20 protein-coding genes are annotated in these 26,472 nt (G+C 63.2%); 1 reads left to right on the top strand and 19 read right to left on the bottom strand.

Going from position 1 to position 26,472, the window contains the following annotated elements:
- Window positions 1-69 precede the first annotated feature (69 nt).
- From ligA to aqpZ, 10 genes are all read right to left on the bottom strand, one after another.
- On the bottom strand, window positions 70-2,226 hold the full coding sequence (gene ligA, locus BLJAPNOD_RS10520; protein ID WP_115419760.1) for an NAD-dependent DNA ligase LigA: 2,157 nt from the start codon (window positions 2,224-2,226) through the stop codon (window positions 70-72).
- 80 nt (window positions 2,227-2,306) lie between these two features.
- Window positions 2,307-3,269, bottom strand: a complete 963-nt coding sequence (locus tag BLJAPNOD_RS10515; RefSeq protein WP_147294539.1) for a hypothetical protein — start codon at window positions 3,267-3,269, stop codon at window positions 2,307-2,309.
- Window positions 3,270-3,355: 86 nt separating this feature from the next.
- Window positions 3,356-5,029 (bottom strand): DNA repair protein RecN, encoded by a 1,674-nt coding sequence (gene recN, locus BLJAPNOD_RS10510; protein WP_115419758.1) that lies wholly within the window; start codon window positions 5,027-5,029, stop codon window positions 3,356-3,358.
- 20 nt (window positions 5,030-5,049) lie between these two features.
- On the bottom strand, window positions 5,050-5,916 hold the full coding sequence (locus tag BLJAPNOD_RS10505) for an outer membrane protein assembly factor BamD (RefSeq protein ID WP_115419757.1): 867 nt from the start codon (window positions 5,914-5,916) through the stop codon (window positions 5,050-5,052).
- A 172-nt stretch (window positions 5,917-6,088) separates the two neighbouring features.
- A complete protein-coding gene (gene lpxC, locus BLJAPNOD_RS10500) occupies window positions 6,089-7,042 on the bottom strand; it encodes a UDP-3-O-acyl-N-acetylglucosamine deacetylase (protein WP_115419756.1) in 954 nt (317 codons plus the stop codon).
- Between the two features lie 338 nt (window positions 7,043-7,380).
- A complete protein-coding gene (gene ftsZ / locus BLJAPNOD_RS10495; protein WP_115419755.1) occupies window positions 7,381-9,150 on the bottom strand; it encodes a cell division protein FtsZ in 1,770 nt (589 codons plus the stop codon).
- A gap of 106 nt (window positions 9,151-9,256) precedes the next feature.
- On the bottom strand, window positions 9,257-10,588 hold the full coding sequence (ftsA, locus tag BLJAPNOD_RS10490) for a cell division protein FtsA (RefSeq protein ID WP_077499982.1): 1,332 nt from the start codon (window positions 10,586-10,588) through the stop codon (window positions 9,257-9,259).
- Window positions 10,585-11,535: a cell division protein FtsQ gene (gene ftsQ / locus BLJAPNOD_RS10485; RefSeq protein WP_077499980.1), complete on the bottom strand. Its 951-nt coding sequence runs from the start codon at window positions 11,533-11,535 to the stop codon at window positions 10,585-10,587. Before ftsQ ends, ftsA begins: the two co-directional genes overlap by 4 nt.
- Window positions 11,523-12,449: a D-alanine--D-alanine ligase gene (locus BLJAPNOD_RS10480; RefSeq protein WP_077499978.1), complete on the bottom strand. Its 927-nt coding sequence runs from the start codon at window positions 12,447-12,449 to the stop codon at window positions 11,523-11,525. The genes ftsQ and BLJAPNOD_RS10480 overlap by 13 nt, the downstream gene beginning before the upstream one ends.
- 354 nt (window positions 12,450-12,803) lie before the next feature.
- The gene (gene aqpZ, locus BLJAPNOD_RS10475) at window positions 12,804-13,490 is read right to left on the bottom strand and encodes an aquaporin Z (protein WP_115419754.1); all 687 of its coding nucleotides are present in this window, start codon (window positions 13,488-13,490) and stop codon (window positions 12,804-12,806) included.
- Window positions 13,491-13,812: 322 nt separating this feature from the next.
- On the opposite strand from aqpZ, the gene BLJAPNOD_RS10470 reads away from it, so the two are divergent.
- Window positions 13,813-15,123: an MFS transporter gene (locus BLJAPNOD_RS10470; RefSeq protein ID WP_115419753.1), complete on the top strand. Its 1,311-nt coding sequence runs from the start codon at window positions 13,813-13,815 to the stop codon at window positions 15,121-15,123.
- A gap of 221 nt (window positions 15,124-15,344) precedes the next feature.
- Here BLJAPNOD_RS10470 and BLJAPNOD_RS10465 read toward each other — a convergent pair whose 3' ends face one another.
- From BLJAPNOD_RS10465 to BLJAPNOD_RS10425, 9 genes are all read right to left on the bottom strand, one after another.
- The gene (locus BLJAPNOD_RS10465; protein WP_206750048.1) at window positions 15,345-15,797 is read right to left on the bottom strand and encodes a hypothetical protein; all 453 of its coding nucleotides are present in this window, start codon (window positions 15,795-15,797) and stop codon (window positions 15,345-15,347) included.
- Between the two features lie 238 nt (window positions 15,798-16,035).
- Window positions 16,036-17,010 (bottom strand): UDP-N-acetylmuramate dehydrogenase, encoded by a 975-nt coding sequence (murB, locus tag BLJAPNOD_RS10460; RefSeq protein ID WP_077499968.1) that lies wholly within the window; start codon window positions 17,008-17,010, stop codon window positions 16,036-16,038.
- 2 nt (window positions 17,011-17,012) lie between these two features.
- The gene (murC, locus tag BLJAPNOD_RS10455) at window positions 17,013-18,422 is read right to left on the bottom strand and encodes a UDP-N-acetylmuramate--L-alanine ligase (RefSeq protein ID WP_115419751.1); all 1,410 of its coding nucleotides are present in this window, start codon (window positions 18,420-18,422) and stop codon (window positions 17,013-17,015) included.
- The gene (gene murG / locus BLJAPNOD_RS10450) at window positions 18,419-19,543 is read right to left on the bottom strand and encodes an undecaprenyldiphospho-muramoylpentapeptide beta-N-acetylglucosaminyltransferase (RefSeq protein WP_115419750.1); all 1,125 of its coding nucleotides are present in this window, start codon (window positions 19,541-19,543) and stop codon (window positions 18,419-18,421) included. The genes murC and murG overlap by 4 nt, the downstream gene beginning before the upstream one ends.
- A 3-nt stretch (window positions 19,544-19,546) precedes the next feature.
- The gene (ftsW, locus tag BLJAPNOD_RS10445; protein WP_077499962.1) at window positions 19,547-20,701 is read right to left on the bottom strand and encodes a putative lipid II flippase FtsW; all 1,155 of its coding nucleotides are present in this window, start codon (window positions 20,699-20,701) and stop codon (window positions 19,547-19,549) included.
- A 98-nt stretch (window positions 20,702-20,799) separates the two neighbouring features.
- A complete protein-coding gene (murD, locus tag BLJAPNOD_RS10440) occupies window positions 20,800-22,191 on the bottom strand; it encodes a UDP-N-acetylmuramoyl-L-alanine--D-glutamate ligase (RefSeq protein WP_115419749.1) in 1,392 nt (463 codons plus the stop codon).
- Window positions 22,192-22,198: 7 nt separating this feature from the next.
- Entirely contained in the window at window positions 22,199-23,299 is a 1,101-nt protein-coding gene (gene mraY / locus BLJAPNOD_RS10435) for a phospho-N-acetylmuramoyl-pentapeptide-transferase (RefSeq protein WP_077499958.1), read from the bottom strand.
- A 233-nt stretch (window positions 23,300-23,532) separates the two neighbouring features.
- Window positions 23,533-24,972, bottom strand: coding sequence for a UDP-N-acetylmuramoylalanyl-D-glutamyl-2,6-diaminopimelate--D-alanyl-D-alanine ligase (locus tag BLJAPNOD_RS10430; protein WP_115419748.1), 1,440 nt, complete (start codon window positions 24,970-24,972; stop codon window positions 23,533-23,535).
- 1 nt (window position 24,973) lies between these two features.
- Complete coding sequence (locus tag BLJAPNOD_RS10425; RefSeq protein WP_115419747.1) at window positions 24,974-26,437, bottom strand: UDP-N-acetylmuramoyl-L-alanyl-D-glutamate--2,6-diaminopimelate ligase; 1,464 nt, start codon at window positions 26,435-26,437, stop codon at window positions 24,974-24,976.
- Window positions 26,438-26,472 lie beyond the last annotated feature (35 nt).

The following is a 26,472-nucleotide window of genomic DNA, read 5'->3' as shown; positions in this document are numbered from 1 at the left end:
TGATCGCGGGAATTCATTTTTACGCATTTCTTGACGGAAAAAGCGCTTCGCACTTTTCCTGGAAATGCGTCAGCCCGCGATCAGCGCCAGCCATTCATCCTCGTCCATCGTCTGCACGCCAAGCTCGCGTGCCTTGTCGAGCTTGGAGCCCGCCCCCGGGCCGGCGACGACGATATCGGTCTTCTTTGACACCGAGCCCGCCACCTTGGCGCCGAGGCTTTCGGCCTTTGCCTTGGCCTCGTCGCGCGTCATCTTTTCGAGCGAACCGGTGAAGACGACGGTCTTGCCGGCGACCGGGCTGTCGCTTGCAACCGGCTTTTCCGCGTCTTCGGGCGTGACTTCGGCAAGCAGCCGCGTCACCACTTCAAGGTTCCTCGGCTCCTTGTAGAACTCGACGATGGCGCGCGCGACCACTTCGCCGATGCCGTCGATGCTGTTGAGCTCGTTCCAGGCATCGCCGGCAAAGGCGCCGGCCTCGCTCATGGCAGCGCCAAAAGCCTCGTAGGTACCGTAGGAGCGCGCCAGCAGCTTGGCCGTGGTCTCGCCGACATGGCGGATGCCGAGCGCGTAGATGAAGCGATGCAGCGCGATCGAGCGGCGCGTGTTGATCGCGTCATAGAGTTTCTTGACGCTGACGCGGCCGAAGCCATCGATGTTTTCGAGCTTCGTCAGCTGCGATTCAGCCTGACGCTTTTCCAGCGTGAAGATATCCGCCGCCGTGCGGATGATGAGCGTCGGATCCTCACTCTCGAAGAAGAACTCGATCTGCTTGGAGCCGAGGCCCTCGATATCGTAGGCATTGCGCGAAACGAAATGCTTCAGGTGCTCGACCGCCTGCGCCCGGCAGACGAAGCCGCCGGTGCAGCGGCGCACCGCGTCGACCTTGCCGGATTTCTCGTTGATGTCGCGCACCGCATGGCTGCCGCAGACCGGACAGGTCGTGGGGAAGCGATAGGGCTCACTCCCCTCCTTGCGCTCATCGATCACCACATCGACGATCTGCGGGATGACGTCGCCGGCGCGCTGGACGATCACCATGTCGCCGATGCGGATGTCGCGGCCCTCGCGGATCGGCTCGCCCGAATTGCCGAGCCCCTTGATGTAATCTTCGTTGTGCAGCGTGGCGTTGGTGACGACGACGCCACCGACGGTGATCGGCTCAAGCCGTGCCACCGGCGTCAGCGCACCTGTGCGCCCCACCTGGATATCGATGGCCGTCAGCCGGGTAAACGCCTGCTCGGCGGGGAACTTGTGCGCCGTCGCCCAGCGCGGCGAGCGCGAGCGGAAGCCGAGGCGCGCCTGCAGGTCGAGCCGGTCGACCTTGTAGACGACCCCGTCGATATCGTAATCGAGATCCGGGCGTTCGCGCTCGATATGGTGGTAGTGCGCCAGCAGCTCGTCGGCGGACGAAATCCGCTGCATCAGCGGGTTGACCGGGAAGCCCCAGACCTTGAATGCCTCAACCATACCGAATTGCGTATCCGCAGGCATTTCCGACATCTCGCCCCAGGCATAGGCAAAGAAGCGCAGCTTGCGGCTGGCCGTCACTTTCGCGTCGAGCTGGCGCAGCGAGCCGGAAGCGGTGTTGCGCGGGTTGACGTAGAGCGGCTTGCCGAGCGCCGCCATCTCGGCGTTGAGCGCGGCGAAATCCGTCTTGCCCATATAGATTTCGCCGCGCACCTCGACGATATCGGGGGCGCCTGCCGGCAGCGTCTGCGGGATCATGCCGATGGTGCGGATATTGGCGGTGACGTTTTCGCCCGTCGTGCCGTCGCCGCGGGTCGCGGCCGTCACCAGCCGGCGGTTTTCGTAGCGCAGCGACATCGACAGGCCGTCGATCTTCGGCTCGGCGGTAAAGGCGATCGAGTTATCGGGCAGCTGCCCGAGGAAGCGGTAGACCGAAGCGACGAAATCGCGAGCGTCCTCGTCGGAAAACGTGTTGTCGAGCGACAGCATGGGCCGGGCATGAACGACAGGTTGGAAGGTGACCGAAGGTGTCGCCCCCACCTTTTTCGACGGGCTGTCCTCGCGAATGAGCGCCGGGAACCGCGCCTCGATCGCATCGTTGCGCCGCTTCAGCGCGTCATAGTCCGCGTCCGTGATCTCCGGCGCGTCGTTGCCGTGATAGAGCGCATCGTGACGGGCAAGCTCGGTGGCGAGAAAGGCCAGTTCTCCGGCCGCTTCCGTTTCGGTGAGGTTCTCGACGGGTTTCAGTTCACTGGACATGCGCGACGACTCCGGATTGGGAGTCGTTTTTTAGAGCAACTGCCGGGAAAGAAAAGAGCGACCGCTAGCATGCTCCCTGATCATCCGGCGGAAACGACATCTGGCGCGACATCGGCGCAGCGGCGGATCTCCAGTTCGCACCAGCGTTCGTATCGCTTCTGATAGCGGGCGCGTATCACCTCCAGATCCTGCCGGTGAATGCCGCGCCGGGTGTAGATCCATTTGCCTTCGGCAAGGCCCCGCATGACGCGACCGACCGGCTCCAGCCCGAACATCTTCAGGATGGCGGCGCCGCCCTTGTCCCAGCCGATGCCGTAGAGGTCGATACCTTCAGGCGGAAACTCCTGGTACTCCAGGATCGCCGACACCGTCGCCCAGACGAGAATGCCATTTTGCCGTCGGCGTTCGCTGCGCATGGAATCAAGCAGGTAGCTCAGATTAAGGATGGTTGCGAGATAGACCACCTTGGCCTTGCGCGCTTTCGGATGGGCGAGCAGCCCGTTGGCAAGCAGATCGTCGAAGCCGTAGTCGCCTTGCAGGGACAGCTTGAAGTGGTTTTTCTCGAAGACGTAGTAGTCGGTGAAACCGAAGATATGGTCGTCCGAATCCTGCAGGCAGATCAGGCTATAGGGATCGGAGAAGAAGGCCTTCATATCCTCCTCCGGATCAATCGCGTCGCTCTGGAACACATCCTGCGCCTTGCGGATCACATCATAGGCAACCGCGGTCGATGGCGGGATCCGAACCAGATAGGGGCGCTCATCGTCCGCGCTGGAACGCAGAAGGCCGGGCGTCTCGATCCAGCCGTCGCTTTCCTCCGGCAGTTCGATGCTGCGCGGACCTGAAAGCCGCGCGACCACAAAAGGAAGGACCGCGGTCGCGCCGACCACTGTCAGGATGCCAAGTTTTCCAAGTTGATCCTCGGCTTCCCTTATCGTCAGGATGTAACCGACGAAGGCGAGCGAATAGATCACGATCAGTTCCGGATGCTTGCGCATCTGCTCCAGCCGAAGCTGAAACCGCTGCTGTAGTCTCTCCCACATGCCCTATGCCGCCCGCCAATCCGCCAAAGACGAATAAAAACACGGACGCGGAGGGCCCGGCAACCTGGCGAGAAGACGTACGAGTCCTAACCGTTGCCGGAAAGCAACCTTGCGGCAGCAGCCCTCGCCTCTTCGGTGATCGAGGCGCCGGCGAGCATGCGGGCGATTTCCTCGGTGCGGGCCTTGTCGTCCATGCGGGCAACACGGGTCGAGATCATCTCGGCCTTCTCGCTCGACGGTCCCTTGGAGATCAGCAGATGCGTGGCCGCGCGCGCGGCCACCTGCGGCGCGTGGGTAACGGAAAGCACCTGCACCGTGCCGGAAAGCCGCTTCAGCCGCTGGCCGATGGCGTCAGCCACGGCACCACCGACACCGGTGTCGATTTCGTCGAAGACGAGCGTCGGCGCCGAGCCGCGGTCGGCAAGCGCCACCTTCAGCGCCAGCAGGAAGCGCGAGAGTTCGCCGCCCGAAGCTACCTTCATGATCGGCCCCGGTCGGGTGCCCGGATTTGTCTGGACATGGAATTCGACGAGGTCGATGCCATCGGCAGTCGGCTGGCCCGCATCGCTCTGCACTTCGACCATGAAGCGGGCGCGCTCTAGTTTCAGCGCCGGCAGCTCGGCCATGACGGCCGCCGACAGAGCCGAAGCGGTCTTCTGGCGCTTGTCGGACAGCGTGCGCGCGGCAGCGTCGAAGGCAACCCTTGCGGCGCCCACCTGCGCATCGAGCTGCTTCAGCTTCTCTTCGCCGGCGTCGAGGTCGGCGAGGTCCGAAATCATCCGGACGGCCAGCGCCGGCAGCTCGGCGACCGGCACGGAGTATTTGCGGCTGGCGCCACGAAGCGCAAACAGGCGCTCTTCGACGCGCTCCAGCTCCTTCGGGTCGAACTCGGTGTTGCGCAACGCCCGCTCGACGGCCATCTGCGCGTCGGAAAGCTGGTTCAGCGCCCCATCGAGCAGTTCGACGGTTTCTTCCAGCAAGCCCGGCGCCTCATGGCTCTTGCGTTCCAGCCGGCGCACGAGCGAGGCGATCAGCGGAACCGGCGAACCGTTGCCGTTCAAGAACTCGGAGGCTTCGTTGATGTCGCCGGCAATACGCTCGGACTTCATCATCCGCGCACGCTTTTCGGCGAGCTCGTCCTCTTCGCCGTCGCGCGGGTTGAGCTTTTCCAGTTCCTCGACCGAAGAGCGCAGATAATCCGCCTCGCGGGCTGCTGCCTCGACCCGCTCGCGGTGTTTCTTCAGCCCGCGTTCGGCGTCCTTCCAGGCGCGGTAGAGACCGGAGACCTGCACGGCCTCGTCGGTGGTGCCGCCGAAGGCATCGAGCAGCGTGCGATGAGCGTCGATATCGACCAGCGCACGATCGTCATGCTGTCCGTGGATTTCGACCAGCGTCTGGCCGAGCTGGCGCATCAGTTGCACGCTGACCGGCTGGTCGTTGACGAAAGCCTTGGTGCGGCCATCGGCCGATTGCACCCGACGGAAGATCAGGTCGCCGTCATCGTCGATGCCATTGTCGCGCAGCATCAGCCGCGCCGAGTGTCCGATCGGTACGTCGAAGACCGCCGTCACCTGCCCCTTGTCGGAACCGTGGCGCACGAGCGAGCCGTCGCCGCGCCCGCCAAGGGCCAGCGACAGACTGTCGAGCAGGATGGATTTTCCAGCACCGGTCTCACCGGTCAGCACGGACAGTCCGGCCTCGAACGCCAGATCAAGCCGTTCAATCAGGACGATATCGCGGATCGAGATCTGGGCGAGCATCCGGGGTCAAATCTTCCGTATCAGGCGCCGATCAGCTTCTTGCCTGCGCGCGCAATCCAGGAACCTCCGCTTTCGCGTGGCTCGAGACCACCCGACTGCAGCAGCTTGAACGAATCATTATACCACTGGCTGTCAGGATAGTTGTGTCCGAGAACGGCGGCAGCGGTCTGCGCTTCGGATGTCACGCCCATGGCGTAGTAGGCTTCGACCAGACGGGCCAGAGCCTCTTCGACCTGGTTGGTATTGGGATACTGCTCGACGACGGTGCGGAAGCGCGACACGGCGGCAAGGTACTCCTTGCGCTCGAGATAGTAGCGGCCGACCTGCATCTCCTTGCCGGCGAGCTGGTCGCGGGCAAAGCGGACCTTCGCCTGCGCATCCTCGACATATTGAGAGTCCGGATACTTGTCGACGACGGCCTGCATCGCCTCGATCGCCTTGAAGGCCGGCTTCTGATCCTGCGTCACCGCCGGAATCTGCTTGGTGTAGGCAAGGCCCTGGATGTACTGCGCGTAGGCAGCATCTTCGGACTGCGGATAAAGGTTGAGATAGCGACCGGTGGCGTTGATCGCCTCCTGGTACTGACCGTTGCGGTAGGAAACGAACGCGTTCATCACCAGCGCCTTGCGGGCGTATTCGGAGAACGGGTGCTGCCTGTCGAGCGCTTCGAACTTGCGAGCCGCCTCACCGGTCTTGCCGGCATTGAGGTTGGCAAGACCCTGGTTGTACAGCACTTCCGGCGGATCGGTCTCGGCCGTCAGCTTGGTGATGTCGATATCGGGATCGTTCTGGCAGGCGGTAATCAGGGCGCTGCCGGCAACGGCCGCGACAACCACGGCGAACATACGCGCTGACTTCTTCAAATCAACAGAAACTGCAAGAACCATCGGATATTCCCGTTCCATTCTGCGGGCATGGACCCCGCCAGACATGCGCTTTTAGAGCAAGTTGCCTCAAGACCGCAACGTCATGATCGGTGATTCATGCAAATTTGTGGCGGCGCCGACATGAAAATGCCGGCCTTTCGGCCGGCGACTGGAGGAGAGTGTCCTTTTGTTGTTATGCGGACCAGGGCGCGAAGCCCGGAACTGCAACCGCAACCATGTCGCGCGCACGGGTGCGCTGGCGTGGCGTGGCGGTTTCGACGACCTCGTAGGCAGAGGGATCGCTGAGCAGAGCCTTGAGCGCATTTGCGTTCATCTTGTGACCACCGCGATAGGAACGGTAGCAGCCGATGAACGGCGCGCCGGCAAGCGACAGGTCGCCCACGGCGTCGAGCGTCTTGTGACGCACGAATTCGTCGGTGTAACGAAGGCCTTCGACGTTGATGACCGAATTGTCGTCGGAGATCACGACGGAATTCTCGAGCGAAGAGCCGAGCGCGTAACCGGCCGCCCAGAGGCGCTCGACGTCACGCATGAAGCCGAACGTGCGGGCACGCGACAATTCGCGCTTGAACACCGAAGGCGTCATGTCGCCCTTCCAGGCCTGGCGGCCGATCAGCGGGCAATCGAAATCGATCTCCACCTCGAAGCGCATGCCGTCATAGGGTGTGAACTCCGACCAGGACGCACCCGATTCGATTCTGACCGGCTTGATCACCCGGATGTAGCGGCGCTTGACCGCAAGCGCGCGAACGCCGACCTGCTCGATCGCGTCGATGAAGGGTTCGGAGCTGCCGTCCATGATCGGCATTTCGGCGCCGTGAACCTCGATGGTGAGGTTGTCGAGGCCGAGCGCATAGATGGCGGCCATAACATGCTCGATCGTCGCGATCGAGGTCGCCGGCGACATGCCGAGAACGGTGCAGAGATCAGTATTGCCGACCTGCGAGGAAACCGCCTTGAACTCGCTCAGACGACCGTTGGCGAGAACGCGCTGGAAAACGATGCCCGCATCGGCTTCGGCCGGATGAAAGGTGATTTCAACCTCGGCGCCGGAATGAACACCAATTCCCTTGAGCGTTACCGGGCTAGCGATCGTGGTCTGAAACCCGAGCAGTTCGATTCCCATTCTCGTCGTCACTTTCAATACCTATGGCCCTTGGGCCCAAACATCAGGCGGATGCAGCGGTTTTCAGGGCACAAGAAAGGTGCCCGAGAGTTTCAGCCCAAAGGCCGGAACTCTGCGTTTCGAACAGACAGCGCGTGATCGAATCGCATGCATCCCCAATTCCGAGTCTGAAAATAGTAGTTATGAGGCACCATTCCAAATCACTGTTCGTTTCGCTTTGTTACGCATTTGCAACGGGCGGACGGCACCAGGCAACCTATTGAAACAAGAAGTAAAATGCAAAAATGCCCGGGCGTTAGCCCGGGCACTCGGCAAGGTGAAGGAACGGGCCTTCAAGATCAGTTCGATTGACGGCGCAGGAACGCCGGGATTTCGAGCTGATCATCTTCGTGCGAGCGCGCCTGCGGTGCGGCGCGACCGTGATCGTCAAGCTGGCCGCGACGCGGCGCATAGAGGCTGGCTTCCGGCGACAGCGGACGGCGCTGCTGGGAAGCGGCGGCCGGCGCACCGGCCGTCATGTCGGCAGCCACGCTGTGGCTTTCTTTTTCGCGCAGGCCGAGCGAGCTGGTGATGCGGTTCAAGAGGCCCATCGGGCCGCGCTCTTCCTGCATCTGCGGCGCCGGCTGGGCGCGCTGGTCCATCTCGGCCTTTACGACCGGCGGGAAGTCTTCGACCTTCGGCATGCGAACCGGTTCTGCCTGCTGGCGGATGACCGGAGCGATCGGCTCCTGGCGCTGGACCGGCTGCGGCTGGACCTGTGCGTGAACCGGCATTTCGACCGGGCGCTGAACCGGGGCCGGCTGGCGCATGACCGGAGCGGCTTCTACCGGTGCAGCACCGGCAAAGAGCTTGCTCTGGGGACGGAAGTCCTCATGGGCCTGCTGCATCGGCACTGGTGCCTGGGTGGCAGCGCGGGTCGCGATGTCGAGTTCGCGTTCCATTTCCGCTTCGCGGATCGCAAGCGCGATCTGGTCGACGGAGTTCTGCTGCTGCACCGGCTGGGCAACCGGCTGCTGAACCGGAGCGGGCTGGTGGTGGGCGACAACCGGCTGCTGGGCCGGAATGGCTGCCGACGGGCGGATGATCGGCTTCTGGGATGCTACCGAACGAAAGTCAGCAGAACGACCGGCCACCTCCGCGGCCGTGCGATCGATACCGGTGGCAACGACCGATACGCGGATCAGGCCTTCGAGTTCTTCGTCGAACGTTGCGCCGAGGATGATGTTGGCGTCCGGGTCGACTTCTTCGCGGATGCGGGTCGCGGCTTCATCGAGTTCGAACAGCGTCAGGTCGCGACCGCCGGTGATGGAGATCAAGAGGCCCTGCGCGCCCTTCATCGAGGTTTCGTCGAGAAGCGGGTTGGCGATTGCAGCTTCGGCAGCGGCCATTGCACGGCCCTCGCCCGAGGCTTCGCCGGTGCCCATCATGGCGCGGCCCATTTCGCGCATCACCGAACGGACGTCGGCGAAGTCGAGGTTGATGAGGCCTTCCTTGACCATGAGGTCGGTGATGCAGGCAACGCCCGAATAGAGAACCTGGTCGGCCATCGCGAACGCATCGGCAAACGTCGTGCGGTCATTGGCGATGCGGAAGAGGTTCTGGTTCGGGATAACGATCAGGGTGTCGACCGACTTCTGCAGTTCGGCAATGCCCTGGTCAGCCAGACGCATGCGGCGCTGGCCTTCGAAATGGAAAGGCTTGGTGACGACGCCGACGGTCAGGATGCCCTTGTTGCGGGCGGCCTGCGCGACGATCGGGGCTGCACCGGTGCCGGTGCCGCCGCCCATGCCGGCGGTGACGAAGCACATGTGGGTGCCCTGCAGGTGATCGATGATCTCGTCGATGCACTCTTCGGCAGCCGCGCGGCCGACTTCCGGCTGCGAGCCGGCGCCAAGACCCTCGGTCACGGCGACACCCATCTGGATGACCCGCTCTGCCTTGGTCATGGTCAGCGCCTGCGCGTCAGTGTTGGCAACGACGAAGTCGACGCCCTCAAGACCCGCGGTAATCATGTTGTTGACGGCATTGCCGCCGCCGCCGCCAACACCAAAGACGGTGATGCGGGGCTTCAGCTCCGTGATATCCGGCTTCTGCAAGTTGATAGTCATAGTACCCGTTCCTTCTGTTTTCTGGCCGCCTTGCCGAGCCGACCAAATCCTTGAAATTCCAACTTTGTCTTCACCGGGCGCCGTCCCTGTTCGGCGCCCGCTCTACTCAAAAACTTTCCTTCAGCCACTGACCCATGCGGGCGATGCGGCCGTTGCCGTTGCCGAGACCCGAGAACATGCCGCCCTGGGCCGCATGCGTCTCGAGGTCGGCGACCTGCGGATAGATCATCAGACCGACAGCCGTTGAGAACGCCGGTCCCTTGGCAGCCGCCGGCAGCCCGGAAACTCCGAGCGGACGGCCGATGCGAACGTTGCGCGCCAGGATCCGGCGTGCTGCTTCCGGCAGGCCGGTCAACTGGCTTGCGCCACCGGTCAGGACGATGCGCTTACCGACGATCGGGCTGAAGCCCGAGCGCTGGATGCGGTCGCGGATGAGTTCCAGCGTTTCCTCGATGCGGGCGCGCACGATCCGCGACACCAGCGCGCGCGGCACGTGGGTCGGCTGATCGCGGTCGTCCTCGCCGATCGGAGGGACGGATACGATGTCGCGCTCGTCGGCGCTGTTGGGCAGCGCCGAGCCGTGCACGACCTTCAGCCGCTCGGCGTCTTCGATGCGGGTCGAGAGACCGCGCGCCAGGTCCGTCGTCACATGATGGCCGCCAAGGTTGACCGCGTCGGCATGAACCAGCTTGCCATCGGCAAAGACCGAGATCGTCGTCGTGCCGCCGCCCATGTCGATCGCTGCACAGCCGAGTTCGACTTCATCGTCGACGAGAGCCGCCAGACCGCTGGCATAGGGCGTCGCAACGATGCCTTCGACCGAGAGATGCGCTCGGTTGACGCAAAGTTCGAGGTTCTTCAATGCGGCCCGCTCGGCGGTCAGCACGTGCATGTCGACGCCGAGAACGTCGCCGAACATGGCCAGCGGATCACGGATGCCGCGCTCGCCGTCGAGCGAGAAACCGGTCGGCAGCGAATGCAGGATGGCGCGATCGGAGCGCAGCGATTGCTGGCCGGCGGCCGACAGCACCCGCTTCAGATCGCTGGCATCCACTTCCTGGCCACCGAGATCGATGGTCGCGGTATAGACATCGCTCTGCAGGCGGCCGGCGGAAATGTTGACGATGAGGCTGTCGATCGTCAGGCCGGCCATGCGCTCGGCCGCATCGACGGCAAGCCGCACGACGCTTTCGACCGCATCGAGATCGGCGACGACGCCGTTCTTCACGCCGCGGGATTTCTGGTGGCCGATGCCGATGATTTCGACGCTATGCGTGCGATTGGGCAGGATCTGGCTTTCGGCGCGCGGCGTCAGCCGGCCGATCATGCACACGATCTTGGTCGAGCCGATATCCAGCACCGAGACGACATGAGACCGCTTCGAAGAAAGCGGCTTCAGGCGCGGCAGGCCAAAGCTGGAGGAACCGAACAAACTCATATCCGCCCCTCTTTCTTCTTCTCCGTCTCCTGCGCCTTCAACATCTTGTCCCTCGCCTTCAAGGCAACTTCGCGCCGGCTGACCGCACCCGGCGTCAATTGAACTGTGGTTCGATCTTCCAGCCTGAGATCGACGGCTGCGATGTCGCGCTCCAGCAGCTGGTGCTGGCTTTCCATGTCGGAGAGAACCTGCATCGCGCGGGCGACATCGTGTTCCGGCAGCTTGACGACGATGCCGTTGTCGAGGCGCAGATCCCAGCGGCGGCCGGCGACGCGCACGAAGGCCTTCACCCGCGAGCGGATTTCAGGCCAGCGGGAAAACTCATCGTAGAAATCAGCCGCCGCCGTCTCGGCATCACGGCCGACGAACAGCGGCAAGGCTGCAAACTTGTTGTCGCGTAGCGGCGCAATCGCGCTGCCGCTGCGCTCGATCAGCGACAGGTCGGAGCCGTGCTGCCAGATGCCGAAGGCCTTGCGCTCGGTGAGCGTGACTTCGATCGTGCTGGGGTAGACCTTGCGCACCGTGACGCCCTGCACCCAGGGCAGTTCGGCGATCAGTTTGCGCGCCTCGATGATGTCGAGCGCCACCAGCGACGTCGTACCGTCAAGGCCGAGCTGCTGCAGGATATCGATCTCGGAGGTCTGCTCGTTGCCGGAGACGCGCACATCCTCGATGGCAAAACCGGCGGCCGTCGTCGATGCCTGCGCAACGTTCTGCGTGTGGCCGCCGAGCGACATGCCGTAAAAGCCGGTTGCGACGAAAAAGGCGACGGCAGCAATCGTCCCGGTATGTGCGGGAAAGCGGACCCGGCCGCTGCCGAGGCTGACGAGAAAGCGAACAGCCTTGCGAAGCGGACGCGGCAGAACGCGTGCGCCATCCGCCTCGGCAGCAACCGCGCCCAGCGGATCACGAACTCTCTTGCCTCTTTTGCCCCTTACCGCAAGCACGAAGCGTCCTCCACCATCCAAGTCAGAAACTCGCCAAAGCCAAGGCCCGCATGCTGAGCCATTTCAGGCACCAGGGAGGTCGGGGTCATGCCGGGCTGGGTGTTGATTTCCAGCCAGATCAGTTCGCCTTCACCGGAGCCACGGTCGTCGAAGCGAAAGTCGGATCGGCTGACGCCGCGGCAACCGATTGCCTGATGCGCCTTCAATGCGAGTGTTTGTATTTTTTGGTAAATATTTGGTGAAATCTGTGCCGGAATGACGTGTTGCGAGCCACCTTTCACGTATTTGGAATCGTAATCGTAGAAGGCGTGGCCCTGCGGGATGATTTCGGTGACGCCAAGCGCCTTGTCGCCCATGACGCCACAGGTGAGTTCACGGCCGGCAACATAACGCTCGACCATGATTCGGTCGCCATAGCGCCACTCGCTGGAGGTCACGACCTGCGGCGGGTGCGACTGATCTTCCTTGACGATGACGACGCCGAAGCTCGAACCTTCGCAGACCGGCTTGACGACGTAAGGCGGCTTCATCGGATGCGTCGGCCCAAAAGCCCGGCGGTCCATTACCAGCGCCTCGGCAACCGGGATACCGGCAGCAGCAGCCACATGCTTGGCCTGCGCCTTGTCCATGGCGAGCGCCGAGGCCAGCACGCCGGAATGAGTGTAGGGAATTTCCAGATATTCGAGAATGCCCTGGATCGTGCCGTCCTCGCCGAAGGGGCCGTGCAGAGCATTGAAGGCGACATCGGGGCGCAGGTCGGCCAGAACCGAAGCGACATCGCGCGCGACGTCTACACGCGTAACGCGGAATCCTTCCGCTTCCAGAGCATCGGCGCACGCAGCCCCGGACGACAGGCTAACCGGTCGCTCCGAAGAAAATCCGCCCATAAGGACAGCTACATGCTTGCCGTTCATTCATACCCCCGAAAATACGCCACTATCGCAGCGCTTGCTTGCGTCTGGCTTGTTCCGGCATCGCGAGTCGCCGGTGACCATTGGGGGCACTAGAACGGCATTATAGTTAATGAACCGTTTACTTTTGTTAACCTTAGTCGGGAAACGATCGGCAGCGGCGCTCGAAAACGTTGCGAATACAACGCTTTCTGGCGCGAAATCAGCGCGTTGGCGCAACCTGTTTACGCGAAACACAAACCGCTAAAAAATGAAGACCCCGCTCCAATTCGGTGCGAGGCCTCAAGGCTTGGCCGTCTGTGCGGCTTATCGGTTAATCGTCTTCAGTGACGCGATCAGTCGTCCTCACCGATGCGATTAATCGTCTTCCCCGACGATTTTCCAGACGATTCCGGCGATCGCGGCGCCGACGATCGGAGCCAGCCAGAAGAGCCAGAGCTGCGAAAGCGCCCAGTCTCCCACGAACAGCGCCTGCCCCGTCGAGCGCGCCGGATTGACCGACGTATTGGTGACCGGGATCGACACCAGATGGATCAGGGTCAGCGCCAGGCCGATGGCGATCGGCGCAAAGCCCGAGGGCACGCGGCCATGGGTAGCGCCGAGAATGATGAACAGGAAGAAGAAGGTCATCACCACTTCCATCACCAGCGCCGCCGTCAGCGAATAGCCGCCGGGCGAATGTTCGCCATAACCATTGGCCGCAAAGCCGCCGAGCTGGAAGTCCGCCTTGCCGCTGGCGATGACGTAGAGAACGGCTGCAGCGACGATCGCGCCCAGCACCTGGGCGATGATGTAGCCGATGAGGCTGGAGGCCGGGAATTTACCGGCAACGGTAAGGCCAACGGAAACGGCCGGATTGAAATGACCGCCGGAAATGCCGCCGACGGCATAGGCCATGGTCAGAACGGTGAGACCAAAAGCGAAGGAGACGCCGAGAAGGCCGATGCCGACGGCAGGAAACGCGGCCGCCAGCACCGCACTGCCGCAACCACCGAAAACGAGCCAGAATGTACCGAGAAATTCCGCAGAAAGCTTCTTGAACATGCATTCGCTCCTGAAAGACGAAGCCGATCGCTTCAGTTGCCGAGAGTTTGCCACATTTTGATTCCGGTCAACCCCGGTTGCGACAGGGATCCCATCGCCAGTTAAACACGAAATCGAGCGCCCCAGCTTCGCCGATCGCCCATTCTGTCGACAACGATAGCTGCGTTTCGCCGGAGCCATGCAGCTCGGGAATAATGCTGCGCGCGCCCTCGGAATCGTTCGCATTTCTTACGAGTTCAGGGTTTCATCGTGCGGAAACTTGCGTTAATACGCCCGAACCGCCTCCCAAGACGGCATGACATCCATATCAGGAACGACAACAATGACAGACGCGACACCCTCCCTGTCGCCGAAGGATAGCGCGTTGCAGACGCCGGCAGTGAACTCCCCTGCCCGGGTGCTGTTCGCCAGCCTCGTCGGCACGACCATCGAATTCTTCGACTTCTACGTTTACGCCACCGCAGCGGTGCTGGTCTTCCCGCACCTCTTTTTCCCGACATCAGACCCGACATCGGCGATGCTGCAATCTTTCGCCACCTTCTCCATTGCCTTCTTCGCCCGCCCGTTCGGCGCGGTGATCTTCGGCCATTACGGCGACAAGGTCGGCCGCAAGGTGACGCTGGTCGCAGCTCTGATGACCATGGGCATTTCCACCGTCGTCATCGGCCTCTTGCCGACCTATGCGTCGATCGGCGTCGCGGCCCCGCTGTTGCTCGCCCTTTGCCGCTTCGGCCAGGGTCTCGGCCTTGGCGGCGAATGGGGCGGCGCCGTGCTGCTCGCCACCGAGAACGCACCGGAAGGCAAGCGCACCTGGTATGCCATGTTCCCGCAGCTCGGCGCGCCGATCGGCTTCATCCTGTCGGCCGGCACCTTCCTCATCCTCGGAGAAGTGATGACCGACGAGGCCTTCCTCGCCTGGGGATGGCGCGTGCCCTTCATCGCCAGCATCCTTCTCGTGGCCGTTGGCCTCTATGTCCGCCTGAAGATCACCGAGACACCGGAATTCCAGAAGGCGATCGACAAGCACGAGCGCGTCCAGGTTCCGATCGCGCAGATCTTCCGCTTCCACAAGCGCAGCCTCGTGCTCGGCACCTTCGTGGCGCTCGCCACCTTCGTGCTGTTCTACCTGATGACGGTGTTTTCGCTGTCCTGGGGCACGGCCAAGCTCGGCTATTCGCGTGAGCAGTTCCTGGTGGTCCAGATGACCGGCGTCGTGTTCTTCGGCCTGATGATCCCGGTTTCGGGCATCCTGTCGGACCGCTACGGCCGCCGCCTGGTGCTGATCGTCACCACCATCGCCATCGGTGCTTTCGGCCTCGTCATGGCGCCGCTCTTGGCCGGTGGCCTCGGCAGCGCCTTCCTGTTCTCCATCCTCGGCCTCGGGCTGATGGGGCTCACCTACGGTCCGATCGGCGCAGCACTTGCCGCCCCGTTCCCGACCTCGGTGCGCTATACCGGCGCGTCGATGACCTTCAACCTCGCCGGCATCTTCGGCGCGTCACTGGCGCCCTATATCGCCACGTGGCTTGCCACCAACTACAGCCTCAACCACGTCGGCTACTACCTTCTGGGGGCCGCCGCCATCACACTTGTGTGCCTGGTGCTGTCGACCGAGGAAGAAGTCTCGGCCTAAGCCGCACCTGTTGCGCTTCGACGCGTCAGAAACACCCATTAAAAGGGCCGCAGCGGCAACGCCGCGGCCCTTCTCTTTTGGCTGGCTCGCTGGCCAACGACCTGATCTGAATTCCCTCCGACGAGAAGGGCGAAGCCACAAAACACGAGATGTGCCGGTTTCCTGTTCCCGACCCCGGAAGCCTCGATCTTTGTCAATGTCAGCCAGGAAAGTGACATGGTTCACTGTGGTGTCGCGAGGTCTGGATCGTCGCCGCAGTCCCCGGTCATTGCGCAGCTTGAGCCGATCTGCCGAGCGCGCTTGGGAAGTCGAGCAATCGACTCACAACGATGCATCGATTCCGCGAAAGTGTTGTCTATTTCCGTTCCGTCGATCATGATCACGCCGTTTCGGACGGCTGGCGGCGCGCCGTCGGAGATCGACATCGCGATGAGCCTGATGGCAATGTTGGCGTGATGGCACGGTCCCATGGATAGCCCGATCTGCTGCGAGTTGGGGATCGTCGCCAGACTGCCTAGGAAATCGCCGTCCTTCATCTCGATCTGCTCGGCCAGTTCTGTAAGCCCGACCTGGTCGCCTGATTTCACGAACTCGGCAACCTTGGCTTCGAGATGTTGCGCTTCTGCGCCGTCGCCCAGCGAAGCCACCGCATCGCGCAGGCGAGCCTCATCCATAGCCTTGGCCGGTGCAACGAGCGTGAAATTGACCAGCAAGGCGCCAAAAAGGAGCGACCTGATGCGCGACAGTTTTTGCAAGCGAGACACGCGCGCTTCCCTCCTGAGACGTCAATGTTGTGCTGGGAATCCAGTGTTCTTTCACAGAGCGGAGTGATCCAGCGCAACCGCGCGCCAGATAAACAAAGGGCCGCAGCGTCACCACTGCGGCCCTCTTTTGGGGCTTTGCCCTCCAGCCTCAGGCGATGCCGCGGCCGAGGAATTCCTTGATCTCGTAGCCCGGCATGAAGGTGCCGATGCGCTTGATTTCCCACTCCAGCCGCACACCGGAATGTTCGAGCACGCGGTTGCGCACGGTCTCGCCGAGATATTCGAGCTCGTAGCCCGTCGCCTGTCCGGTGTTGATCATGAAGTTGCAATGCAGCGGCGACATCTGCGCGCCGCCGATCATCATGCCGCGGCAACCCGCCTCGTCGATCAGCTTCCAGGCCGAATGTCCCTCGGGGTTCTTGAAGGTCGATCCGCCGGTCTTCTCGCGGATCGGCTGCACGGTTTCGCGGTGCTGGCGCACGGCATCCATGTCGGTGCGGATCTTGTTCTTGTCCTCGGGATAGCCCTCGAAGATCGCGTGCGTGAAGATCAGGTCCTTTGCCGCTGCGGAATGGCGATAGCCGTAGCCCATGTCGGCATTCGACAGCACATGCGCATTGCCCTGGCGATCGACCGCATGCACCTCGACCACACGCTCGCGGGTTTCAGCCCCATTGGCGCCAGCGTTCATGCGCAAAGCGCCGCCGATTGTGCCGGGAATGCCATAGTAGAAGTAGAAGCCGCCGATGCCGTTATCGAGCGCCATGGCCGCGATGTTCTTGTCCGGGCAGATCGCACCGGCCTTGATGCGGTTTTCGCCGACGAGCTCAAGATCGCCGAAGCCCTTTGCCGAAAGCCGGATGACCACGCCGGGAATGCCGCCGTCACGAACAAGCAGGTTCGAGCCGACGCCCATGACCATGACGGGCACTTCAGCCGGAACGAGCTTCAGGAAGGTGACGAGATCGTCGGTGTCGTGCGGCTGGAACATCAGCTCGGCAAGACCGCCGGCGCGGAACCAGGTCACGCGATCCATCGGCGCGTCGGGCGTGATGCGGCCGCGAACGGCGCTGACCCCGCTTCCGAGGGCTTCGAGTAGTTTCTGACCGTTGACCTGTTTCATGCTCAATTTCCTGAAATGTCTGCGAGTTCCCGTGGCAAGGCGGCGGCCCAGTAGGTGATGCTGCCAGCCCCCAAGAGAACCACAAAATCACCCGGCTGCGCAATCTTGCTGACAACCGGCGCGATTGTTTCTGGGCCGACCACATACCGGGCGTCGCGATGACCGCCGGCCCTGATGCGGTTGACGAGCTCTTCGGCGTTGATGCCGTCGATGGCATCTTCTCCGGCTGCGTAGACCGGCGCGATCAAAATCGTGTCGGCATCATTGAAGCAGGCGGAAAAATCTTCAAACAGGCTTGCAAGGCGCGAGTAGCGGTGCGGCTGGTGCACGGCGATGATCCGGCCCTGGCAGGCCTCGCGCGCAGCCCGCAACACCGCCTTGATCTCGACCGGATGGTGGCCGTAGTCGTCATAGACGCGCACGCCGTTCCAGTCGCCGGTAAAGGTGAAGCGGCGCTTGACGCCGCCGAAGGAAGCGAGCCCCTTGGCAATCGCTTCCGGGCTGACGCCGAGGCGCTGCGCGACCGCGATCGCGGCCGTTGCGTTCGATACGTTGTGGCGGCCGGGCATCGGCAGGCGCAGATCCTTCATCGTGATCACCTGGCCGGTGCGGCGGCGGCGGATCTCGACGTCGAAGACGGAGGTGGCGCCATCCATGCGGATGTTGTGGAAGCGCACGTCGGCCTGCGGGTTCTCGCCGTAGGTGACGACCTTGCGGTCCTCGATCTTGCTCACCATGGTCTGCACTTCGGGGTGATCGAGGCAAAGCACGCCAAAACCGTAGAATGGCACGTTCTCGACGAACTGGCGGAAGGCGGCGCGCACGGCGTCGAAATTGCCGTAGTGGTCGAGATGTTCAGGATCGATATTGGTAACGATGGCGACGTCTGCCGGCAGCTTCAGGAACGTGCCATCGGATTCGTCAGCCTCCACCACCATCCACTCGCCCTCGCCCATGCGGGCATTGGTGCCGTAGGCATTGATGATGCCGCCGTTGATGACGGTCGGGTCGAGTTCGCCGGCATCGAGAAGGGCGGCGACCATCGAGGTCGTCGTCGTCTTGCCGTGGGTGCCGCCGATGGCGATCGCATTGCGGAAGCGCATCAGCTCGGCCAGCATCTCGGCGCGGCGCACGACCGGCAGAAGCTTCTCGCGGGCTGCGATCAGTTCGGGGTTGTCCTTCTTGATCGCGGTGGAAACGACCACGACTTCCGCATCGCCGATATTTTCGGCCTTATGGCCGACGAAGACCTCGATGCCCTTTTCGCGCAGGCGCTGGACATTGGCGCTATCGGACTGGTCGGAGCCCTGCACCCGATGGCCGAGATTGTGCAGCACCTCGGCAATGCCGCTCATGCCGATACCGCCGATACCGATAAAATGGACCAGACCGATCGTCTTCGGCATTTTCATGAGCGTTTTTCCTTGAATGTCTCGACTGTCAAACCGCTGGCAATAGCCTCAACCATGCTCGCAAGCAAGCGCGCGGCATCCGGCTTGCCGGTTTCGCGCGCATGGGCAGCCATCTGCGCCAGCGACTGCGGATTGGCCATGGCGTCGGCAAGAATGCCGGCGAGGCGCTCGGCCGTCAGCTCTGCCTGGACGATCACCTTCGCTCCGCCCTTGGCGGCAATCGCTGCGGCATTCGCCGCCTGGTCGTGATCGAGCGCGTAGGGATAGGGAACGAGGATCGCCGGCCGGCCGATGACGGCAAGCTCCGAAACCGTCGAGGCGCCCGAGCGGCAGATGACGAGCTGGGCATCGGCGATGCGCTCGGCCATGTCGGTGAAGAACGGCGAGACGTCGGCAGGAACGCCGAGCTTCTCATAGGTGGCGATGACGCCATCGCGATCTTCCGGACGCGCCTGCTGCGTCACCTTCAGCCGCTGGCGAAGTGCATCGTCGAGACGGCAGATCGCCTGCGGAACCGCTTTCGAAAAATACTGCGCGCCCTGGCTGCCACCGAAGACGACAAGATGAAATGGTGTTTCGCCGGCGGCGGCGTCATAAGGCACCTTGGCAGCCTCAAGCACCGCCGGGCGCACCGGGTTGCCTGTCGTCACCGTCTTTGCGGCAAAGGCGCCGGTGCCCTCCGGCAGGAAGCCGCCGGCAATCGCCTTGACGCGCGACGCGAGCGCCTTGTTCGCGCGGCCCATCACAGCGTTCTGCTCATGGATCATCGACGGCACGCCCATGCCCGTTGCCGCCAGCAGCGGCGGCACGGTCGGGTAGCCGCCGAAGCCGACGACGGCCTTCGGTCGCAGACGGCTGATCAGCCGGCGCGCGGCGCGCATGCCGGTCCACAGCGTCCACAGCGAGCGCACGACATGGATCGGGTTTTTCGAGCCGATGGTCGCCGACGGCACCACGTGCACTTCGTCTGCCGGAAACTTGCCGGCGAAACGCTCGGCGCGGCTGTCCGTCACCAGATGCACCGAATAGCCGTTCGCCTTCAGCTCATGCGCAAGCGCTTCGGCTGGAAACAGATGGCCGCCGGTACCCCCGGCGGCAAGAAGGATTATACCCTTTGTCATTCTTTACTCCGCCGGCACGCCAATGCCGGACCGAAACAGGCTGCGCTCCACGGCGCGCTTCTCCGGGCGATGGCGCGTGAGCGCCAGGATGAAGCCGGCGGTGACGCAGATCGCCACCATGGACGAACCGCCATAGGAGATCAGCGGCAGGGTCATGCCCTTGGCCGGAAGCAGTTCGAGGTTAACGCCGATATTGATCATCGACTGGATGCCGATCTGCAGCACGAGGCCGGCGACGGCAAAACGGTTGAAGTCGTTGCGCTCGCGGAAGGCATGGTTGAGCCCGCGCAACACCAGGAAGGCAAAGATCATCACGATCAGCATGCAGAAGACGATCCCGAACTCTTCGGCTGCCACCGAGAACACAAAGTCGGTGTGGCTATCGGGAATGATGCGCTTGACGATGCCTTCGCCGGGGCCGCGACCGAACCAGTCGCCACGGATGATGGCCTCGCGCGCCGTGTCCATCTGGAAGGTGTCGCCTTCCCCGGTCAGGAACTTGTCGATACGGCCGGCCACGTGCGGCAGCATGGTATAGGCGACGAAGAAGCCGCCGAAGGCTGCACCCGCAAGTACGATGATCCACAGCCAGGGCATGCCGGCCATGAAGAACATGCCGCCCCAGACAGCGGTCGTCAGGATGGTCTGGCCAAGGTCGGGCTGGGCGACAAGCAGCGCCCCGACGATGCCGAAAAGCAGGATCGCAAAGAGGTTTCCGGGAATTTCCGGCTGGCGCGCATGTTCGGAGAAGAGCCACGCGCAGACGACCACGAACGCCGGCTTCATGAATTCGGAGGGCTGGATGGAAATACCGGCGATCGAGATCCAGCGCATCGAACCCTTGACCTCCTGGCCGACGAAAAGCACCAGCACCATCATGCTGAGCGACACGCCGAGCAGGATGATCGCGGCGCGGCGCACCTGCCGCGGCGTCAGGAAAGAGATCGCAACCATCACCACCAGCGACGGCAGCAGGAAGACGGCGTGGCGCTTGACGAAGTGGAAGCTGTCGAGGCCGATGCGCTCGGCGACCGCCGGGCTTGCCGCAAAGGACAGCATGAAGCCCACGCCCATCAACAGGATGAAGGTCGCCAGGAAGAACCTGTCGATCGTCCAGAACCAGTCGGCCACAGGGCCACGTTCGGCTCGGCTTACCATCTTGTCAGTCCCCTTTATCAGGCGCGCTTGCGCCAAACGTCCGAAACCCCGGCGACGCCCATCCGTCCCGCACCGCATGGGCGCGCGGACAGCGAGTGTCAGATCAGCATCGTCACGCCCTGCAGTGCCTTGACGTGCGTCACAAAGGCATCGCCGCGTATTTCAAAGTTCTTATACTGGTCGAAGCTTGCGCAAGCCGGGGATAACATCACCGCCGACCCGCCCTTGGCGTCGCCTTCGGCATCGGCTGCGGCATGCGCCACGGCCTTTTCCAGCGTGCCGGAAATTTCGTAGGGCACGGCCTCGCCGAGCGTCGCGGCAAAAGCAGGTGCTGCCTCGCCGATCAGGTAGGCCTTGACGATCTTCGGGAAGAACGGCGACAGCGAGGCGATGCCGCCATCCTTCGGCAGACCGCCGGCAATCCAGTAGATGCGCTCATAGCTCGACAGTGCCGGTGCCGCCGCATCGGCATTGGTCGCCTTGCTGTCGTTGACGAATACGACGGCGCCCTTGCGGCCGACCGGCTGCATGCGGTGCTTCAGCCCCGGGAAGCTTTTCAGCCCCCGGCGGATCTCGTCTTCGCTGACGCCGACGGCAAGGCAGGCGGCGATTGCGGCTGCCGCGTTCTGCGCATTGTGGCCGCCGCGCAGCGTCTGGATGCCATCGAGATCGACGAAGAGCCGTGACGTTCCGCCATGAGCAAGAAGGATGCGCGAGCCGTCGGCATGGATCCCGTCGGCGAGAACATGCCGGCGCGAGATGCGCACCACCCTGGTGCCTGCCCGCTCGACGCGGTCTGCAATCAGCGCTGAGAAACTGTCGTCGACACCGACGATCGCCGTGCCGCTGCCCGCCACCAGCCGCTCCTTGATGTCGGCATAGTGCTGCATGGTGCCGTGGCGATCGAGATGATCGGGCGTGAGATTGAGCAGGATGCCGGCCGTCGGGTTCAGCGTCGGTGCCAGATCGATCTGGTAGGACGAGCACTCGACCACATAGAAGCGGCCGGCCTTCGGCGGCTCAAGCGTCAGCACTGCCGTGCCGATATTGCCGCCGAGCTGCGTGTCGCGGCCGCTTTCCTTCAGGATATGGGCGATCAGCGCCGTCGTGGTCGACTTCCCGTTGGTGCCGGTAATGGCGATGAACGGGCAATCGGGCGCCTGCGCCCGGCGCTCGCGCACGAAGAGCTCGACGTCGCCGATGATCTCGACCCCGGCGGCATGCGCCAGGTCGACAGTCCAGTGCGGTTTCGGATGGGTCAGCGGCACGCCGGGCGAAAGCACGAAGGCGGAAAGAGCCCGCCAGTCAATGTCATGAAGGTTTGCCGTCGGCACGCCCGCCTCGCCGGCCTTGGCGACGCTGTCTGGATTGTCGTCCCAGGCCGTCACCTCGGCCCCACCGGCAACGAGCGCCTCGGCGGTCGCCAACCCCGAGCCGCCAAGCCCGAAGAGAGCGACCTTCTTGCCCTTGAATGTGCTGACCGCGATCATCGTCCGATCACCGCAGCTTGAGGGTGGACAGGCCGACCATCGCCAGGATGACGGCGATGATCCAGAAGCGGATCACGACCTGGCTTTCCGTCCAGCCCTTCTTCTCGAAGTGGTGGTGGATCGGCGCCATCAGGAACACGCGGCGGCCGGTGCGCTTGAACCAGAACACCTGGATGATCACCGACAGCGTTTCCATGACGAACAGGCCGCCGATGATGATCATGACAAACTCATGCTTGACGGCGACGGCAACGGTGCCGATCAGGCCGCCGAGCGCCAGCGAACCCGTGTCACCCATGAAGATGGCCGCCGGTGGCGCATTGAACCAGAGGAAGCCAAGGCCGGCGCCGATGACGGCGCCGAGGATGACGGCGAGCTCGCCCGTGCCGGGCACGAAATGGATCTGCAGGTAGTTGGCGAAAACGGCGTTACCGGCGAGATAGGCGATGAGGCCGAATGCGGCTGCCGCAATCATGACAGGCACGATCGCAAGCCCGTCGAGCCCGTCCGTCAGGTTCACGGCATTGCCGGCGCCGACGATGACGAAGCCGCCAAAGAGCACGAAGAAATAGCCGAGATTGATCACCAGGTCCTTGAAGAACGGGAACGTGACCGAGGAGCCGAAGGTCGAGCCGGCAGCACCGCCCGAAAGCGACGCCTGCATCATGAAGAACACGGCAATGGCGGCGATGATGAACTCGAAGCCGAGACGCGCCTTGCCGGAAAAGCCCTTGTCCGACTGCTTGGTGACCTTGAGATAGTCGTCATAAAAGCCGATGGCGCCGAAGCCGAGCGTGACGAGAAGGGTCGAGACGACATAAACGCTGGAAAGATCGGCCCACAGCAGCGACGACACGACGATACCGGCGAGGATCATCAGCCCGCCCATCGTCGGCGTGCCGGCCTTCTTGAAATGCGTCTGGGGTCCATCGGCGCGGATGGGCTGGCCCTTGCCCTGCCGGATACGGAGCGAATCGATCATGCGCGGACCGAACAGGAATACGATCAAAGCGGACGTGAAAAGCGCTGCTCCGGTACGGAACGTGATGTAGCGAAAAAGATTGAAAAATTGAAAGTGGTCCGCCAGTTCCACGAGCCAGATGAGCATTAAGGGACCTTTCCCCAAAGGTTTAAAATCGGACACCGTCCAACAGAATCATCTGAAAAACGATACGCGCTTGTATACAAAAGTGTTAGGTCGCGCTGCCTAACCCAAGGCTGTATCCACCGCCAGCGGTGGCGATCATCACAGCGCATCGCGCGCCAGAAGGCGCGCGAAAGTCGCTATCCTCAATTCGTCGACTGCATGGCCGCCCCTGAACCGCTCCCGGCCCGGGTCGATCATGCCGTCGCTTCGTCCCCCTCGGCCAAAGGCTCCGGATAGGCTTCGATCAGTGCGTGCACGATCTTGCCGCAGCCGGTGCCCTTCGAAGACTTGATCATCACCACATCGCCGGCCGCAACTGCCCCGAGCGCATAGGTTTTCAGCTCGTCGACGGTCTCGCGGTAGACGACGGAGACTTCCGGCGGCAACGAATCGCGCAGGTTTGCCATCAGCGGCCCGGCAAGCCAGACGTCGGCAATCCCGGCTTCGACCAGGGGCCTTGCGAGTGCTGCATGGACCTCGACGGAGTGGTCGCCCATCTCCAGCATGTCGCCGAGCACGGCGATGCGGCGCCCGCCCGGCGCCGGTGTCGAATCTTGCAGCAGCGAAATCGCCGCGCGCATCGAGGTCGGGTTGGCGTTGTAGCTTTCGTCGATCAGCGTCAGCGTACCGGCGCCGACCAGCAGCTGATGCCTGCGGCCACGGCCGGTTTCGGCCTGCATGGTCGCAAGCGTCGAGGCGGCAAAGTCGACATCGGCGCCGACGAGCTTCACCGCCGCAAGCACGGCCAGCGCGTTTTCAGCGATGTGACGTCCAGGCGCGCCGATGGTGATTTCCATCGTCCGACCGCCAAGGGCTGCCCAGAGCACCGATCCATCGGCAGCGCCGGCAAATTCGACGAGACGGAACTCGGCCTTCGGGTTGACGCCGAAGGAGTGGATATAGCTGACGCCGGCGGTACCCGCCGCTTTCTCCAGCAGCTTGTACTGGGCGCTGTCGTGATTGATGACGGCGTGACCGCCATTGACGACGCCCTCGAAGATCTCGGCCTTGGCCTCGGCAATCTGGTCGAGGCTTTCGAAGTTGCCGAGATGGGCGGCGGCGATGCTGGTGACGATCGCCACATGCGGGCGGACCATCTTCGTCAGCGGCCGGATCTCGTCCGGGTGGTTCATGCCGATTTCGAAGATGCCAAAATCGGTCGCTTCTGGCATGCGCGCAAGCGTCAGCGGCACGCCCCAGTGATTGTTGAACGACGCGACGGACGCATGCACGCGGCCTTGCGGCACCAGCACGTGGCGCAGCATCTCCTTGGTGGTGGTCTTGCCGACCGAACCGGTGACGGCGATGATCTTGGCGGCGCTGCGGTCGCGCGCCGCACATCCAAGCCGGATCATCGCTTCGAGCACATCGTCGACGACGATCATCGGCGCGCTGAGGCGTCCAAGCGCCGGCAGCTTGCCTTCGCTGACGACGAGAAGTGCGGCGCCATTGGCGAGTGCAAGCCCGGCATAATCATGGCCGTCGACCCGGTCGCCCTTGATCGCGAAGAAGGCCTCGCCCTTGCCGACCGAGCGGCTGTCGATCGAGATCCCGCTTACTCCTTCGGGCAGGTTTCCAACCGGACGGCCGTTCATTGCGGCCAGAAGATCGCTGCTTGTCCAGAGCCAGTTCAAATCACAGACCTCCCAATGCCTTGCGGACTTCCGCATGATCCGAGAACGGCAGCGTGACGAAACCGACCGTCTGGCCTTCCTCGTGTCCCTTGCCGGCGACGATCAGCGTGTCGCCGCTTTGAAGCATGCCGACGGCAGCGCGGATTGCTTCGGCGCGGTCGCCGATTTCGGTCGCGCTCGGCGCGGCAGCCATGATTTCCGAACGGATCACGTCGGGGATTTCAGAGCGTGGATTGTCGTCGGTGACGATCACCACGTCGGCCAGCCGCGTGGCGATCTCGCCCATGATCGGCCGCTTGCCCTTGTCGCGGTCTCCGCCGCAGCCGAAGACCACGATCACCCGGCCGGTCGTGAACGGCCGCACCGAGGCGAGCACATTTTCGAGCGCATCGGGCTTGTGGGCGTAATCGACATAGGCAAGCGCGCCATCGCGCGTCTGGCCGACCAGTTCGAGGCGACCGGAGGCGCCCTGCAGCTTTTCAAGCGCCGAGAATGCCGCCTTGGCGCTGATACCGGTGGAGATCGCCAGACCGGCCGCGACAAGGGCATTGGCCACCTGGAAGTCGCCGGCCAACGGAATGTGGATTTCGAAGATGTCGTCGCCGACATGGACTTCGGCCGACTGCTTGTGGCGGAAATGCTCCACCCGCTTCAGGGAGATGAAATCGCCCTTGCGACCGACGGTGCGCACGTCGAGCTTCGCCTTGCGGGCAGCCGCAATCGCCTGTTCCGACCATTGGTCATCGGCAAAGATCACCGCCGGCGCGCCCTTCGGCAGAAGCGCTTCGAACAGCCGCATCTTGGAGGCCATATAGTGCTCGACCGTCGGATGATAATCCATATGGTCGCGGCCGAGATTGGTGAAGGCGGCGGCCGATAGCCTGACGCCGTCGAGGCGGCTCTGGTCGAGGCCGTGGCTCGAAGCCTCCATCGCCGCATGGGTCACGCCGGCGTCAGCAAGTTCGGCCAGAAGCTTGTGCAGGGAGACCGGGTCGGGTGTGGTCAGCGAGCCATAGTCGTTGCGGCCGGGCGCAACCACGCCTGTCGTACCGATCATTGCGGCCGCAAGGCCGGAATGCGCCCAGATCTGCCGGGTAAAGGAGGCAACCGAAGTCTTGCCGGCAGTCCCCGTCACCGCCACCATCGTCTCGGGCTGGCGGCCGTAGAAGGCGGCCGCGGCGCGCGCAAGAAAGGCGCGCGGATTGGCAAGCGAGAGAACCGGCGCAGAGGCTCCATCCGGCTTCGCATTGCTTTCGGCAACCACGGCGACGGCGCCGCGCGAGAGCGCATCGGCAATATAGCTGGTGCCGTTTGCCTTGCTGCCGGAAACGGCGACGAAAAGATCCCCTGGCTGCACCTGCCGGCTGTCGGCCGTGATGCCGGCAACCTCGATCGCAGAGGAAGCGCCATCCAGTTGCGCAGAAAGTTCAGGGAAGCTCGTTCCCGCCAGGTCTCTTATCTTCATGAACCGCACGTCTCACATCGCTCTCGATCCGCCGG

The organism is Ensifer sp. M14 (assembly GCF_003355565.1).
Classification (GTDB): domain Bacteria; phylum Pseudomonadota; class Alphaproteobacteria; order Rhizobiales; family Rhizobiaceae; genus Ensifer.
The sequence above is the reverse complement of the archived record's forward strand: the minus strand, read 5'-3'. Positions and strand labels throughout refer to the sequence as shown.